This window comes from Plastoroseomonas arctica (assembly GCF_018128965.1).
In the GTDB taxonomy this organism is placed as follows: Bacteria; Pseudomonadota; Alphaproteobacteria; order Acetobacterales; family Acetobacteraceae; genus Plastoroseomonas; species Plastoroseomonas arctica.
This window is the reverse complement of sequence record NZ_JAAEDH010000002.1, coordinates 138,754-153,025: the sequence shown is the minus strand read 5'-3', so window position 1 is coordinate 153,025 and position 14,272 is coordinate 138,754. Positions and strand designations below refer to the sequence as shown.

General features: G+C 68.7%; 14 protein-coding genes. 7 read left to right on the top strand and 7 right to left on the bottom strand.

The annotated features are described in order from the left end of the window. Nucleotides 1-152: 152 nt before the first annotated feature. Nucleotides 153-1,541, top strand: coding sequence for an aspartate aminotransferase family protein (locus tag GXW79_RS02895; RefSeq protein WP_211872720.1), 1,389 nt, complete (start codon nt 153-155; stop codon nt 1,539-1,541). Between the two features lie 22 nt (nt 1,542-1,563). On the opposite strand, the gene GXW79_RS02890 is transcribed toward GXW79_RS02895, so the two are convergent. From GXW79_RS02890 to GXW79_RS02865, 6 genes are read right to left on the bottom strand one after another with little or no spacing between them, the layout of a single operon-like run. Next, nucleotides 1,564-2,529, bottom strand: a complete 966-nt coding sequence (locus GXW79_RS02890; RefSeq protein WP_211872719.1) for a Bug family tripartite tricarboxylate transporter substrate binding protein — start codon at nt 2,527-2,529, stop codon at nt 1,564-1,566. After that, nucleotides 2,526-3,317 carry an N-acyl homoserine lactonase family protein gene (locus GXW79_RS02885; RefSeq protein WP_211872718.1) on the bottom strand — a complete coding sequence of 264 codons (792 nt, stop codon included), beginning with the start codon at nt 3,315-3,317 and terminating at the stop codon, nt 2,526-2,528. Before GXW79_RS02885 ends, GXW79_RS02890 begins: the two co-directional genes overlap by 4 nt. Beyond that, on the bottom strand, nt 3,314-5,272 hold the full coding sequence (locus GXW79_RS02880) for an oxidoreductase (RefSeq protein ID WP_211872717.1): 1,959 nt from the start codon (nt 5,270-5,272) through the stop codon (nt 3,314-3,316). Before GXW79_RS02880 ends, GXW79_RS02885 begins: the two co-directional genes overlap by 4 nt. Then, nucleotides 5,269-6,201 carry an NAD(P)-dependent oxidoreductase gene (locus tag GXW79_RS02875; protein ID WP_211872716.1) on the bottom strand — a complete coding sequence of 311 codons (933 nt, stop codon included), beginning with the start codon at nt 6,199-6,201 and terminating at the stop codon, nt 5,269-5,271. Before GXW79_RS02875 ends, GXW79_RS02880 begins: the two co-directional genes overlap by 4 nt. Nucleotides 6,202-6,205: 4 nt before the next feature. Continuing rightward, entirely contained in the window at nt 6,206-6,538 is a 333-nt protein-coding gene (locus GXW79_RS02870; RefSeq protein ID WP_211872715.1) for a carboxymuconolactone decarboxylase family protein, read from the bottom strand. A gap of 14 nt (nt 6,539-6,552) precedes the next feature. After that, nucleotides 6,553-7,179, bottom strand: a complete 627-nt coding sequence (locus GXW79_RS02865) for an HD domain-containing protein (RefSeq protein WP_246503660.1) — start codon at nt 7,177-7,179, stop codon at nt 6,553-6,555. Nucleotides 7,180-7,249: 70 nt separating this feature from the next. On the opposite strand from GXW79_RS02865, the gene GXW79_RS02860 reads away from it, so the two are divergent. Then, nucleotides 7,250-8,218 carry a Bug family tripartite tricarboxylate transporter substrate binding protein gene (locus tag GXW79_RS02860; RefSeq protein WP_211872714.1) on the top strand — a complete coding sequence of 323 codons (969 nt, stop codon included), beginning with the start codon at nt 7,250-7,252 and terminating at the stop codon, nt 8,216-8,218. A 2-nt stretch (nt 8,219-8,220) separates the two neighbouring features. On the opposite strand, the gene GXW79_RS02855 is transcribed toward GXW79_RS02860, so the two are convergent. After that, nucleotides 8,221-9,204: a zinc-binding dehydrogenase gene (locus GXW79_RS02855; protein ID WP_211872713.1), complete on the bottom strand. Its 984-nt coding sequence runs from the start codon at nt 9,202-9,204 to the stop codon at nt 8,221-8,223. Nucleotides 9,205-9,327: 123 nt separating this feature from the next. On the opposite strand from GXW79_RS02855, the gene GXW79_RS02850 reads away from it, so the two are divergent. The 5 genes from GXW79_RS02850 (at nt 9,328) to GXW79_RS02830 (ending at nt 14,193) form a co-directional block, all read left to right on the top strand. Beyond that, complete coding sequence (locus GXW79_RS02850) at nt 9,328-10,398, top strand: amidohydrolase family protein (protein ID WP_211872712.1); 1,071 nt, start codon at nt 9,328-9,330, stop codon at nt 10,396-10,398. Beyond that, nucleotides 10,395-11,513: an amidohydrolase family protein gene (locus GXW79_RS02845; RefSeq protein WP_211872711.1), complete on the top strand. Its 1,119-nt coding sequence runs from the start codon at nt 10,395-10,397 to the stop codon at nt 11,511-11,513. Before GXW79_RS02850 ends, GXW79_RS02845 begins: the two co-directional genes overlap by 4 nt. Nucleotides 11,514-11,856: 343 nt before the next feature. Next, complete coding sequence (locus GXW79_RS02840; RefSeq protein WP_211872710.1) at nt 11,857-12,270, top strand: Rieske (2Fe-2S) protein; 414 nt, start codon at nt 11,857-11,859, stop codon at nt 12,268-12,270. A gap of 265 nt (nt 12,271-12,535) precedes the next feature. Continuing rightward, nucleotides 12,536-14,011 carry a pyruvate kinase gene (gene pyk / locus GXW79_RS02835; RefSeq protein ID WP_211873062.1) on the top strand — a complete coding sequence of 492 codons (1,476 nt, stop codon included), beginning with the start codon at nt 12,536-12,538 and terminating at the stop codon, nt 14,009-14,011. A 5-nt stretch (nt 14,012-14,016) separates the two neighbouring features. After that, a complete protein-coding gene (locus tag GXW79_RS02830; protein ID WP_211872709.1) occupies nt 14,017-14,193 on the top strand; it encodes a DNA gyrase inhibitor YacG in 177 nt (58 codons plus the stop codon). Nucleotides 14,194-14,272 lie beyond the last annotated feature (79 nt).

Below are 14,272 nucleotides of genomic sequence, written 5' to 3'. Positions count from 1 at the left end.
CAAGGGAGGCGCCCTTTCCTTGTCCACCGGCTGCACGACGTGCCCAAAGCCGGGTCGAAAACCGGCGCGCGGCCCCAGTTGCCGCGGCCCGCAAGGTTGACCACCGGCCTATCGCGCCGGAAGCTGCGCCACATGCAGCAGGAGCGCGCGCCTTGTCCTCTCTGACGCCGACCAACTCGGCCATCGTCGCGGCCTATGTCGAGGCGACTCCCGGATCGGCCGCCCTGCATGAGGCGGCCTCCACCGTGCTGCCCAGCGGCATCGTGCACGACAGCCGCCACACCGACCCCTACCCGATCTATTCGAAGCGCGCGCTCGGCGCCCGCAAATGGGATGTCGACGGGCGCGAGATGGTGGATTTCTACGGCGGCCATGGCGCGCTGATCCTGGGCCACTGCCACCCGGGCGTGACCGCGGCGGCGGTGGAACAACTCGCGCTGGGCACGCATTTCGGCACCTGCCATGCGCTCGAGATCGCCTGGGCGCAGCTCATCCAGCAGATGGTGCCCTGCGCCGAGCGGGTGCGCTTCACCTCCTCGGGCACCGAGGCCACGCACATGGCCGTGCGCCTCGCGCGCGCCTTCACGGGTCGGCCGAAGATCATGCGGTTCCAGCGCCACTTCCACGGCTGGCATGACCACATGGCCTTCGGCGTGGATGGACACTTCGACGGCTCGCCGACGCCGGGCGTGCTGCCCGAGGTGGCGGCCGGGATCGTGCTTCTGCCCCCGGGCGACCTCGGCGCGGTCGAGCGCGCCTTCGCGCAGGATGATGGCATCGCTGGCGTGATCCTCGAGCCGACCGGCGCCTCCACCGGCATGGTACCGGTGAGCGTGGATTTCCTGCGCGGCCTGCGCGACATCACCACGCGATACGGCGCGGTGCTGATCTTCGACGAGGTCGTCACCGGCTTCCGCGTCGCCCCCGGCGGCGCGCAGCAGGCGCTGGGCGTGACGCCGGATCTCTGCACCCTGGCGAAGATCGTGGCGGGTGGTCTGCCCGGCGGCGCGGTGGCCGGGCGCAAGGACATCATCGACTGGCTTGATTTCGACATCGCGGCCGACCGCAAGCGCGAGAAGATCAAGCACCAGGGCACCTACAACGCCAACCCGGTCTCCGCGAGCGCAGGCATCGCCGCGCTTACGCTGATCCGCGACACCGACGTCTGTGCCCGCGCCAATGAAGCCGCGGCCACGATGCGGGACGCCTTCAACCGGGTCCTCGCCGAGGAGGATGTGCCCTGGGCGGTGTATGGCGACCACTCGGTGCTGCATTTCTTCACCAACCCCCAGGGGATCGACCTCGACCCCGTTCGCTGGGACGCCAATGCGCAACCCGTCTCCGTCTTCACCGGTGATCCGCGCAAGGCGCTGATGAGCAAGCTCTATCTGGCGCTGGTCGTGGCGGGGATCGATCCGAAGGGTGCGCGAGGGGCGATCGTCTCGGCCGTGCACGGGCCCGAGGAGATCGCCTGGGCGACCGAGAGCTGGCGGCGCGCGCTGCGCATGCTGAAGGCGGAGGGGGAGCTCGGCCCAAACTAGGCCGCCGGATCCGGCGAGCCGTTCAGTCGAGCCGCACGCCAGACACCTCGACCAGCCCCTTCCACACCGCATCCTGGACGCGGATGAACTCGGTCAGCGCCGCCGGCGACGCGTCCGTAACGGCGTTGAAGCCGAGTGGGCGCAGCCGTTCCGCGTAGGCGGGGCTGCTTGCCGCCGCCACGATGGCCTGGTGCAGGCGTGCGATCATCTCGCCCGGCGTCGCGGCGGGGGCGGACAGGCAGTACCAGAACTCCATGTCCATGTCGGTGCCGGGGATGAGCTCGGCCATGCCGGGGACCGATTCGAGACCTGGCACGTAGGTCACGCGCTGCGCGCTGCCGACGCCGAGCGCGCGCAGCCGACCTTCGCGCACATGCGGGATGATGGCGGGAATGCCGTCGAAGATCAGGTCCAGCGTGCCGGCGATCAGGTCGTTCAGCGAGGGCGCGAGGCCGCGATAGGGGATCTGGTTCACCTCGAACCCCGCGGCGCGGCCCATCTTGGCGATGGAGAGGTTGCTGATCGTGCCCCAGCCGGAATTTCCCGCGCTGATCGTGCGCGGCGCCTCGCGCGCGGCCTGCGCCATCTGGGAAAAATTCTGCCAGGGGCGGTCGGCGCGCGTGACCAGCAGCGTGGTGCCGACCGAGACGCGCGAGATGTGGGCGAAGTCGCGCATGCTGTCGAAGGGCATCGCGCCGCGATAGAGGTAGCGGTTCGCGCAGAAGATGGTCGCACCGCCGAGAAACAGCGTCAGGCCGTCGGGTGCCGCGCGCGCGGTCGCCTCGGCCGCGATGTTGCCGCCGGCGCCGGGACGGTTCTCGATCACCACCGGCTGGCCGAGCATCGGAGCCATCTGTTCGGCCAGCAGACGCGCGGTGATGTCGGCGGCACCGCCGGGCGGGAAGGGCACCAGGATGCGGATGGCGCGGGACTGCGCCAGCGCCGGCGTCGCAAGGAGTGGCGCGGCAAGGAGGGCGCGGCGCTTCATGCGTTGGGCTCCAGGTGCAGCTGCACGGCGATGCCTTCGAGGCCGGGGACGGCGGGGTAGCGCGCCATCACCGCCGGATCATGGCCGGGCACGATGTGCTTCGGGCTGGGCGCGAGGGCGCGCAGCCGGTCGAAGCCCTCGAGCATGTCGCCGACATGGAAGGCGGTGGTGAAGGGGCGGCCGCTGTCCATGTTCTCATAGAAATGCGTAACGTCGGAGGCCAGCACCACCGTGCCACGAGCGGTGTTCACGGTGACGCATTGCAGCCCGGCCGAATGCCCGCCCACTGCGTGCAGCGTGATGCCCGGCGCGATCGTCGCGTCGCCATTGTGGAAGACGACGCGCTCCGCATAATTCATGCGCACGATGCCGACCACGTCCTCGACCTCGAAGGAGTGGCGCAGCTTCTCGTGCTTCATGTAGCGGCCGGTCGCGTAGTGCATCTCCGGCTCCTGCAGATGGAAGCGCGCGCGGGCGAATTTGTGGAAGCTGCCGACATGGTCGTAGTGCAGGTGGGAGATGATGACGTCGTCCACCGTGTCGGGCTCGATGTCGAGCAGGCGCAGGCTCTCGACCGGGCAGCGAAGCCAGGTACGCTTGCGCCGCGCGGCCACCTCCGCGGTAAAGCCGGTGTCGAGGATGAAGGCGCGGCCATCGGCGACGGCGGCCCAGACGAAGTAGTCCATCGGCATCGGGGCGTCATGCGGGTCGCCACCGATGAAGTGCTCGTGACGCATCGCGTCGCGCATCGCGTAGCGGAGCGCGTAGACCGAGTATTCCGGCGTCATGCGGGTAGCCTTTCGTCGAGGGCGAGGGCGGTCATGGAAGCATCGCGGAGGACGGAGAGGAAATCGCCGGGCTGGTTGGCATCGCCGATCAGTGTGAAGGGGATCGCGGTGGCTTCGACCTCGGCCAGCACCGCGCGATCGGGCACGGCGCCGATCGCGGCCACGACGGCATCCACTTCGGTCGTGCGTGGCGCGCCGGCTTCGCTGAAGTGCAGGACAGTGCCTTCGACGCGCGACGCCGTCGCGCTGGTATGGAACGCGGTGCCGGCGACGCGCAGGCGCAGCATCAGGTCGGTGCGGTTGTTGCGCGCCATCTGCGGGGCGAGGGTCTTCTGCGCCTCCAGGATTGTGACGCGGCGGCCGCGCAAGGTGAGGATCTCGGCGACTTCGAGGCCGACGATGCCGCCGCCGATGACCGCGACGCGCGCACCCTTCGGGACAAGTCCCGGCTCGGCGATCACGTCCCACGCCTGCAGCGGCGTCGCGCCATCAAGCGCCAGCGGTCGCGGGCGCGCGCCGGTCGCGACCAGGATGTGGTCGGGGCGGTGGTCGCGCATCGACGCGGCCGTTGCCGCTACGCCGCAGCGCACTCGGGCGCCGAGTGCGAGTGCCTGGTCGTGGCGCCAGCTCCAGGCGGGGCGCACCTCCTCCTTGTCCGGGGCGGCGACGGCCAGGTGGATCTGCCCGCCGGGGCGGTCCGACTTTTCCCAAACCTCGACATCATGGCCGCGCGCGGCCGCCATGCGCGCCGCCTCCATCCCCGCCATGCCGGCGCCGAGGATCAGGATGCGGCGCGGCGTCGCGCGATCCGGCGCCAGCTGCGGTTCGGCGCGATGCAGTTCTTCGAACTCGGTGCCCAGCATCGGGTTGGTAACGCAGGAAACGTCGCGCTCCAGTGTCAGCCGCTCGAAACAGACGTTGCAGGAGATGCAGGCGCGGATCGGCGTCGCGATATCGCCGAACGCCTTGCGCGGCCAGAAGGCGTCGGCGGTCAGCGCTCGGCCGAGCGAGATGAAGTCCGCGCTGCCATTGGCCAGCACCGCCTCGCCATCCTCCGGCGCGATGATGCGGCCGGCGAGGATGGTGGGGATGCCGACGGCCTCGGTGATCGGCCGGGCGTGTTGCTCCAGCGTGCGGCGCGGCATCGAGGGCGGCTGGATGCAGAAGCGCGATAGCTCCGGACTTTCATTGGTGCCGCCGGAAAGGTCGAGCGCGACCACGCCAGCCGCCTCCAGCATCTTCGCCACCGCGACCATGTCCTCGATCGGGTAGCCGTCCTCGCAATACTCGGTGCAGGAAATGCGCACCCACAAGGCGAAATCCGGCAGCGCGTCCTTGATGCGATGAACGGTCTCCAGCAGCAGCCGGGCGCGATTTTCGATGCTGCCGCCGTATTCGTCGGTGCGCTTGTTGATGCGTGGCGTCAGGAATTGCTGGAACAGGTAGCCATTGGCGGCATGCAGTTCCACCGCGTCATAGCCGGCCTGGTATAGGCGACGCGCGGCGGTGACGAAGTCGCGCTGGATGGCGGTGATCTCGTCGCGCTCCAGCGCGCGCACCGCATCGCCGGTGTTGGGGTTGTGCCAGGGCGACGGCCCGACCGGCTCCATGTTCAGCACCAGGCGGCGCAGCAGCGCGCCGCGATGGTTGAGCTGGCCGATGCTCAGGCAATCATGCCGACGAATGCTGTCCACCAGTCGCGCCAAGCCAGGGATGAAGCGGTCATGGTAGATCCACAGGGAGTTGTTGTGCGCGCGCCCGCCCTCGGACACGGCCATTGCCTCGGTGACGATAGCGGCGACGCCGCCCTCGGCGCGCAGCGCGTAGTAGGCGCGGTCGCGTTCGGTGGAGAGCCCGTCGGAGGTGCCGAAGTTCGTCCCCATCGGCGCCATGATCAGGCGGTTCTTCAGCCGATGCGGACCGATCTGCCCCGGCGCACGCAGCAGAGGGGTCATCCCTTGTCGGCCGCAAGGATCGCCTTGATCGCCGCCGGGTCGCAGCCCATCGAGACCCCCGCGCGCTCGCTCTGCAGCGTCATCGTCACGCGGGAATCCCGGTGCCCCCAGCCGCGGTTCAGCGCCTCGTTCATCTCCTCGAGCGTGAGCTGGCAGAAGCGCATCGGCACGCCGAGTTCGCGCCCCAGCGACGTCGCCAGCGTGACATCCTTGTGCGCGAGCTTCAGCGAGAAGGACGGCGGATCATACTTGTCGATCAGGTACTGGTCCGCGATGCGGTCGAACATCCGCCGCCGCCCCAGCGCGCCCTGGCGCACCGCCTTCCACAGATCGAGCGGGTCCATCCCCGCCTTCACGCCCATGGTGAAGACCTCCGCCATGACCGTCTGCACGGCGTAGCCGGCCATGTTGTGCACCAGCTTCGCGACCGTCGCGGTGCCGATCGGGCCGATATAGGCGGCCTGGTCGCCGATCGCGTCGAGGATCGGCTTGTGCTGGTCATACACCGCCTTGTCGCCGCCGACCCAGATTGCGAGCTTGCCGGACTCCGCACCCACCGGACCGCCTGAGACCGGCGCGTCAAAGCCATGCGCGCCCTTCTCGGCGAGGGCCGCGTGCACGCGCCGCATCATCGTCTGGCTGTTCGTGGACAGGTCGAAATACGCCATCCCCGCATGCGCGCCGGCGAGCAGCCCATTCTCTCCGAACACCACCGCCTCGACCTCGTTCGGGCCGGGCAGGGAGGTGAAGACCACGTCGCAGGCGGCCGCGATCTCACGCGGTGTCGCGGCCCACTCCGCGCCGCGCTCGAGATGCGCGGCGGCGGCGGCGGGGTTGATGTCGGTGACGATGAGCTTGTGCTGCGACTTCTGCAGATTGGTCGCCATGAAGGCGCCCATGGTGCCCAGGCCGATGAACCCGATCTTCATGCGCTCAGCCCTTCTTGTCGGCGGCTTCGAAGACATCGACGGCGACGTGCGACGCGGTCATGGCCGCGGGCCAGCCGGCATACATCGACAGGTGCGTGATGATCTCCGCGATCTCCTCGCGCGAGAGACCGTTCGCGAGGCCGCGCCCGATATGGCTGTTGAGCTGGTCCTGCCAGCCGAGGGCGACGAGGGCCGCGATCGTCACCACGCTGCGGTCGCGCTTGGACAGTTCCGGGCGCTCCCACAGATCGCCATAGACATACTCGTGGGTCATCGACACGAGCTTGGGAAAATCCGGATTGATGCGGTCGCGACGCGTCGAGGGAGGGGCTGCCATGGTGGTTCTTCCTGTCAGAGAGTGAGGGGGCGGCGATACTTCGCGCCGACGGTCTCGGGGCGGATCAACCCGCCCGCAAGGGCCATGGTCCAGTAGCCGATGTCGGCCAGATGAACGATCGTGCATTCGAGGCTGCGGATGAGCAGCTCGCCCTCGCCGCTGTGTGCGCCGGCGATGTGCGCGACCTCCTCCGGAAGCCCGGCCGTCAGGCAGAGATGCACGCCATAGGCAGGGTGGCGGATGGACGGCAGGCCGGCCGCGCGCGGTGCCGCTTCCCACCGCGCGCGGTTTTCGGGATCGAACTCCCAGGGCTTGCCGACATCGTGGCAAAGGCCACCGGCGATGACGATGTCGCGCGACAGCGCGATGCCCGGATTGGTCGCGGCCATCTCGTCGGCCATGCGCATCGCGAGGCGCGTGACGCCGCGGATATGATCGGTCTGGTCGCCCTTGATCAGCGTCATCGAGCCCGGATTGCCCGACGGCGGAATGTCGCGGATCGACGCGTAGGAGGAGCGCGTGAGTGCGAGCGCCCAGGCTTCGATGACGCTCGCGCGCAACGTGGCGTCGCGGATGTCGGCCGCTTCGGGCAGCTCTTCGGCGACCTGCGCGCGCAAGGCTGCATCGACGACCCTCTGCATTGCGTTTCCTCCGCCCTTTCGCGCCATGGTGTGCACGGTTAGGCTCCGCTGCAAAGATGGAGGGCGTGGAATGCGACGAGCCGTGATGATGGGATTGGGTGCGGCGTTGCTCGCGCTTCCGGCATTCGCGCAGGCGCCCGCCTTCCCCTCGCGGCCTCTGCGCATGATCGTGCCCTTCGCCGCGGGCGGTGCCGCGGATGTTGTCGCGCGCCTGATGGCACGCGGCATGGGCGACCAGATGGGCCAGCCCGTGACGGTCGAGAACCGCGGCGGCTCGGGTGGCGTCATCGGCTCGGAGGCCGCACTCGCCGCGCCTGCGGATGGCTACACCTTCGTCTTCCACACATTGTCGTCGGCGGTGCTGAATTCGGGCCTCTACCGCAACCTGTCCTTCGACGTCCGGCGCGCCTTCGTACCCGTGTCGCTGGTGGGCGTCGTGCCGAATGTCGTGCTGGTGCGTGCGGCGCTACCGGCGCGCAATCTTACCGAACTCGTCGCGCTGCTGCGCGCCAATCCCGACCGATACTCCTACGCATCCTCCGGCAACGGCACCATCACGCACCTCTCGTCGCACCTTCTGCTCAACCTGATCGGCGCGCGCGCGCTGCACGTGCCCTATCGTGGCTCGGGGCCGGCCCTGCAGGACGTCGCCGCGGGGAATGCGGACATGATGGTCGATACCATGGCCGGCGTGCTTGGCCTGGTGCAGGGCGGGCAGCTACGCGCACTCGCCTTGACCACGCGCGAGCGAAGCCCGGCGCTGCCCGATGTGCCGACGGCCACCGAAGCGGGCCTGCCGGGCTACGAAACCTATAACTGGCACGCGATCTACGCGACGCAGAACACCCCACCCGCCATCGTCGCGCGCCTCGAACAGGCGGCGATGGCGGCGGTCGCGCAACCCACGATCCGCGAGCGGCTGGTCCAGGTGGGCGTCGATCCGGTCGGGGGCGACGGCGCCTCCCTCGGCCGGTTCTGGGACGAGCAGCTTGCGCTATGGATCCCGATCATCCGCGCCGCGGGCGCGACCGCCGACTAAGGTCAGGTGGCCAGCACGATCTTCCCGAAATGCTGGTTGGCCTTCATGTGCTCCAGCGCCTCGGGCGCCTGCGCCAGCGGGAACACCTTGTCGATGGGCAGCGAGAAGGCACCCGCCTCGACCGCGTCCCACAGGTCGCGGCGCATGACGCGGAATTCCTCGCGCACTTCCTCGACACTGCGGGTGCGGTGCGTCACGCCGATATAGGCGATGCGGCGCGTCGCATGCAGGTCGAAGTTGAAGCTGCCCTTGTTGCCGCCGAGCCGCCCGACATTGACGATGCGGCCGAGGATCGCCGTTGCCAACATCGCCTCGTTGATGGTGGCCGCCGAGACCTGGTCCACCACCAGCGCCACGCCCTTGCCGCCCGTGGCCTCCAGCACCTGCTTCGACCAGCCCTCGACGGAGGTATCAACCGCCAGGTCGGCGCCGAATTCCTTGAGCCGCGCGCGGCGCTCGGCATTGGTCGAGGTGCCGATAACCAGCCCGGCGCCGAGATGCTTCGCGATCTGCATCGCCACCAGGCCCACGCCCGACGACGCACCCAGGACCATCACCGCCTCGCCCGCCACGAGACGTCCATTGGTCACCACCGCGTCATGCATCGTGGAGAGCGCGACCGTGAGCGTCGCGGCCTGTTCCCAGGACAGGTTGCGGTCCGGCACCGGCACCACGCGGCCCATATCGGCCAGCGCATATTCGGCATAGGCGCCGGCACCCGAGCACATCACCCGATCGCCCGGCTTCACCTGCGTGACGCCGGCGCCGACAGCGGCGACCTCGCCCGCGAACTCGATACCCATGATGGTGCCCGCACCACCCATCGCGCCATGCGCATGCCCGGCCGCGACGCCGAGGTCCGCGCGGTTCAGCCCCGCCGCGCGGACGCGGACCAGCACCTGCTCCGCCCCTAGCGCGGGGATCGGCACCGTCTTGATCACGACGCCGTTCTCGGTGACGACGGCGGCCTGCATGGTCTGGCTCATGGTGCGTATCTCTCCGGGTGTTTCAGTGGAGAAAGCGCGAAGCCGGGTCTGGCGCAAGCCCCGCTGCTGGCCAGCGCGCCGGCCCGGGTCTAGCCTTCCGCAAAACGCGGAGGAACCATGGCGGTGGACGCCATTGACTGCGACATCCACCCCTGGCTGCCGGGGCTCGCCGCACTTTCGCCCTACCTCGACGATTTCTGGCGCGACCAGATCGTCGAGCGCGGCATGACCCAGCTCGACAGCCAGTCCTACCCGATTAAGGCGCCGCTCAGCGTGCGCGCGGATTGGCGCGGCGCGGACGGCATGCCCCCGCGCGGTGCGGAGGCGCTGGCCGCGCAGGCGCTCGACCGCTGGGGCACGCGCATCGGCATCCTCAATCCGCTCGCCGGCATCCAGCTGCTGCTCAACGTGGACATGGCCACAGCCTTCACCAGCGCGCTGAACGACTGGACGCGCGCCGAGTGGCTGGACCGCGATGCGCGCCTGCGCGCTTCCATCGTGCTGCCGCTGCAATCCGTCGACGCCTGCGTCGCCGAGATCGAGCGGCTCGCGCCTGACCCGCGCTTCGTGCAGGTGCTGGTGCTCGCCATGGGCGAGACGCCGCTCGGCCGCCGGCAGAACTGGCCAATCTGGGAAGCCTGTCTGCGCCACAACCTGCCGCTCGCGATCCATGCCGGCAGCAGCTACCGCAACCCGGTCACCTCGGTTGGCTGGCCGTCCTGGTATCTCGAGGATTACGTCGCCCAGGCGCAGGGATTTTCCTCTACGCTGGCGTCCCTGCTGACCGAGGGTGTGTTCAGCAAGTTCCCAACGCTGAAGGTCGTGCTGCTGGAATCCGGCGTCACCTGGCTGCCCGCCTTCCTCTGGCGCTTGCAAAAAACCTGGAAGGGCGTGCGGTTCGAGATCCCCTGGGTGGATCGCCCGCCCGCCGAGATCATCCGCGACCAGGTGCGCCTGTCCGTTCAGCCGCTCGATGCGCCCGAGGATGCCGGCATCGTCGCCCGCATCATCGACCAGATCGGCTCCGAATACATGCTGCTCTGGGCCAGTGACTTCCCGCATATGCAGTTCGAAGGCGACCAGCACACCCATCCTGGCCTGCCCGAGGCGCTGCACGCCAAACTGCGCTGGGACAACCCGCTCGCCACCTATGACCGCATCCGCACCAGCATTTTGGAAGGGGCCGCCGCATGAACGTCATCGCACCCGCCATCGCACCCGCCATCGCACCCGGCCGCCCGCCGCAGGCGATCCACGGCCTCATCGATGTCGATATCCATCCGCGGCCGCACTCGCTCGCCGCCTACAAGCCGTACCTGTCGACGCGCTGGTGGGAGTACCTCAACACCTACGGCATCCGCGCCCGCCATGGTTTTACGGGTGGCCAGCCGCCCTTCCCGAAGGCCCAGCCGCTCGCCTCCCGCCGCGACGCCTGGCCACCAGGCGGCACCCCCGCCTCGGACCTCGGCTTCCTGCAATCGCAGCTGCTCGACCACCACGGCATCGACCACGGGCTGCTCAACCCGCTCCAGCCCTCCGGCCAGGGCGACCAGAACAACGCCTTCTCCGTCGCCATGGCCAGTGCCGTGAACGACTGGCAGATCGAAACCTGGGTGCGCCCCGAACCGCGCCTCCACGCCTCCATCGTCGTCCCCTACGAGGACGGACCTGCCTCCGCCGCCGAAATCCGCAACCGCGCCCAAGACCCCGGCTTCGCCCAGGTCCTGATGATGAGCCGCACCGCCGAACCCGCCGGCAAGCACCGCTACTGGCCCATCTACGAAGCCGCGCAGGAGGCCAACCTTCCCGTCGCCTTCCACGCCTTCGGCTACTCCGGCTGGCCCATGACCAATGGCGGCTGGCCCAGCTTCTACATCGAGGAAGTTTCCGAACACGCCAACTCCTGCCAACCCCAGGTCACCAGCCTGGTCGTCGAAGGCGTCTTCGAAGCCTTCCCCAAGCTCCGCGTCGTCCTCATCGAATGTGGCTGGGGCTGGCTCCCCGCGCTCGGCTGGCGCCTCGACCGGCACTGGCACACCCTCAGATCCGAAGTCCCACACCTCAAGCGCAAACCTTCCGACACCATCCGCGACCACATCTGGGTCTCCACCCAACCCATGGAGGACCCCGAACGGCCCGAACACCTGCTCGACACCATCGACTGGATCGGCCCCGACAAAATCCTGTTCGCCTCCGACTACCCCCACTGGGACTTCGACGACCCCCGCCACGCCCTGCCGGCCGTCATCCCCCTGCCCACCCGCCGAGCCATCTGGGGCGGCAATGCGCGCGCCTTGTATGGGTTCTGAAGGGGTGGCGGAGAAAGCAAGGTTGAGGGCGCTGCCCTCAAACTCCCGCCGGGGATCGCGCCGATCCCCGGGCCCCTGCATGTGTTGGTCCTTGGGTTTGGTAGGGTTGGGGTTTTCATCTGAAGGTGCCGGGATGGGGAGAGGGGCGCGTCGCGGGGGCTTGCCTGATGGTTGGTGCTCCACGCGCCCCTCTCCCCATCCCGGCTCGCCTACGGCGAAATACCCAACCTACCCATCCCAGGAACCAGCAGATGGAGGTCCAGGATCGACACGATCCTGGTGGGGCTCAGGGGGCAGCGCCCCCAGCCTTGCTTTCTTCTCCACTCCGCTCAGGACCCCATAGATGGCGCGGCATGTTGTCGCCCCGGTGGGCGAGATCGCGCCGGGGGGGCGGCGGTTGGTGGAGGTCTCGGGCCGGCGGATTGTGGTGTTCAATTTGGGCGGCGAGTTTTTTGCGTTGTTGGATCGGTGTCCGCATCAGGGTGGATCGTTGTGTGCGGGGGTGGTGACCGGGCATGTCGAGAGTCCAGGGCCGGGTGAGTATGTTTATGGGCGCCGGGGGGAGATGGTGCGGTGTCCGTGGCATGCGTGGGAGTTCGATATTCGGACGGGAAAGTCGTGGTTCGATCCGCGGCGGATGAAGGTGCGGAGTTTTCCGGTGGCGGTGGAGAGGGGGGCGGCGTTGCAGGAGGGGCCGTTTGTCGCCGAGCGTTTCCCTGTGATGGTGGAGGGCGATTATGTGGTGATAGATGCGTAAGGTGGATTGCTTACTTTTGATAAGAACAAAAAATGTCACTCGCATTTTTGCTTAATTCGAATAAGGATCAGCCATGCGCGATCCATCTCTCGAGACTATTCTGTCCCAGCGTGGTGCGGTGACCCGCATTGCGCAGGGCCTCGGCATATCGACCGCGGCCGTGTCGCAGTGGCGGCGGGTCCCGGATGACCGGGTGGTCGAGGTTGCCCGTATCCTGGCCTTGGCGCCGGAGGAGGTCCGGCCCGACCTGGCGCCGGAGGCCGCCATGCTCGCGGCGGCCGTTCCCGGCCCGCGGCCGGCGGAGCGGCTGACCCATCGCATCGCGCTGCGCCGGCATCGGCGGACGAAGATGATCGCGACGCTGGGGCCGTCATCCGCGACGGTCGAGATCATCGAGCGTTTGTTTCGCGCCGGCGCGGATGTGTTTCGTCTGAATTTCTCGCATGGATCGCATGAGGATCATGCGGCGCGCATCCTGATGATCCGCGAGGTCGAGACCAAGGTCGGCCGCCCGATCGGCATCCTCGCCGATGTGCAGGGGCCGAAGCTGCGGGTGGGGCGCTTCGGCGGCGGGCGGGTGCATCTGCAGACAGGCAAGACGTTCCGGCTCGACCTGAACCCTACGCCGGGCGACGCGCTTCGCGTGCAGTTGCCCCACCCCGAGATCATCGAGGCGGCGCAGATCGGCACCTCGCTGCTGCTTGACGATGGCAAGCTGCGGCTGCGCGTCACGCACAAGCGCCCTGATCACCTGGAGACCGAAATCCTGGTCGGTGGCCCGCTGTCGGACCGCAAGGGCGTGAACGTGCCGGACGTGATCCTGCCGATCCCGGCGCTGACCGAGAAGGACCGCATCGACCTGGCCTTCGTGCTCGACCTCGGCATCGAGTACATCGGGCTGTCCTTCGTGCAGCGGCCCGAGGATGTGGCCGAGGCGAAGGCGATCGCCGCCGGGCGCGCCTGGATCATGGTGAAGATGGAGAAGCCGCAAGCGGTCGAGAACCTCGACGCGATCCTGGCGCTGACGGATTGCGTGATGGTGGCGCGCGGCGACCTCGGCGTGGAGTGCCCGCCCGAGGAAGTGCCGCTGATCCAGAAGCGCATCGTGCGTGCGGCGCGCGCGCTGGGCAAGCCGGTGGTGGTCGCGACACAGATGCTGGAGAGCATGATCACCGCGCCCTCGCCCACGCGGGCCGAGGCGTCCGACGTGGCCACCGCGGTGTTCGACGGTGCGGATGCGGTGATGCTCTCGGCCGAGACCGCGGCCGGGCAGTTTCCCTATGAGGCGGTGAACATGATGGACCGCATCATCGCCAGGGTGGAGCAGGATAGCGACTGGCGCGCGCAGACCGATGCGCGGCGGCCGGCGCCGGAGCATTCCTCCTCCGGCGCGATCGCGACGGCGGCACGCCAGGTGGCGGATACGATCGGGGCGGAGGCGATCGCGACGTTTTCCTCGACCGGGTCCACCACGCTGCGCGTGGCGCGCGAGCGACCGGCCTCGCCGATCCTGGGCCTGACCCCGAGCGAGGCGACGGCGCGGCGGATGGCGGTGATCTGGGGCGTGCATCCGCTGGTGGTCTCGGAGATCCACTCGATGACGGAGATGGTGGCGCGCGCCTGCCGCGCCGCGCAGGCGGAGGGATTCTGCAAGTCGGGCGAGGAAGTGGTGGTGACCGCCGGCGTTCCCTTCGGAACACCGGGCAGCACCAACGCCTTGCGGGTGGCCGTGGTAAAGTAGGCTGCATGAGCACACCCGAACGCCTGCGCCGCTGTCCGATCTGCGGCAAGCCTCCGACTGAGGAATCCCGCCCCTTCTGCTCGACGCGCTGCGCGCAGCGGGACCTGGGCAAGTGGTTGTCAGGCGATTACGCGATCCCGGCGGAGCCGGCGCCGGAGGATGACCCGGAGGCGCGGGACTGAGGGGCGAGGTACATCCCCACCGTACCGCCCGCGGGCTTTCGTCACCCACTCAGCGCGCGGCTTTTCCTGCGCCCGGCTT

Bases quoted from the DNA above. Each gene is read 5' to 3' on its own strand.
- GXW79_RS02890 (WP_211872719.1), bottom strand. From the start codon at position 2,529: ATGAAGCGCCGCGCCCTCCTTGCCGCGCCACTCCTTGCGACGCCGGCG.
- GXW79_RS02885 (WP_211872718.1), bottom strand. From the start codon at position 3,317: ATGACGCCGGAATACTCGGTCTACGCGCTCCGCTACGCGATGCGCGAC.
- GXW79_RS02880 (WP_211872717.1), bottom strand. From the start codon at position 5,272: ATGACCCCTCTGCTGCGTGCGCCGGGGCAGATCGGTCCGCATCGGCTG.
- GXW79_RS02875 (WP_211872716.1), bottom strand. From the start codon at position 6,201: ATGAAGATCGGGTTCATCGGCCTGGGCACCATGGGCGCCTTCATGGCG.
- GXW79_RS02870 (WP_211872715.1), bottom strand. From the start codon at position 6,538: ATGGCAGCCCCTCCCTCGACGCGTCGCGACCGCATCAATCCGGATTTT.
- GXW79_RS02865 (WP_246503660.1), bottom strand. From the start codon at position 7,179: ATGCAGAGGGTCGTCGATGCAGCCTTGCGCGCGCAGGTCGCCGAAGAG.
- GXW79_RS02860 (WP_211872714.1), top strand. From the start codon at position 7,250: ATGCGACGAGCCGTGATGATGGGATTGGGTGCGGCGTTGCTCGCGCTT.
- GXW79_RS02855 (WP_211872713.1), bottom strand. From the start codon at position 9,204: ATGAGCCAGACCATGCAGGCCGCCGTCGTCACCGAGAACGGCGTCGTG.
- GXW79_RS02845 (WP_211872711.1), top strand. From the start codon at position 10,395: ATGAACGTCATCGCACCCGCCATCGCACCCGCCATCGCACCCGGCCGC.
- GXW79_RS02840 (WP_211872710.1), top strand. From the start codon at position 11,857: ATGGCGCGGCATGTTGTCGCCCCGGTGGGCGAGATCGCGCCGGGGGGG.
- pyk (WP_211873062.1), top strand. From the start codon at position 12,536: ATGCTCGCGGCGGCCGTTCCCGGCCCGCGGCCGGCGGAGCGGCTGACC.
- GXW79_RS02830 (WP_211872709.1), top strand. From the start codon at position 14,017: ATGAGCACACCCGAACGCCTGCGCCGCTGTCCGATCTGCGGCAAGCCT.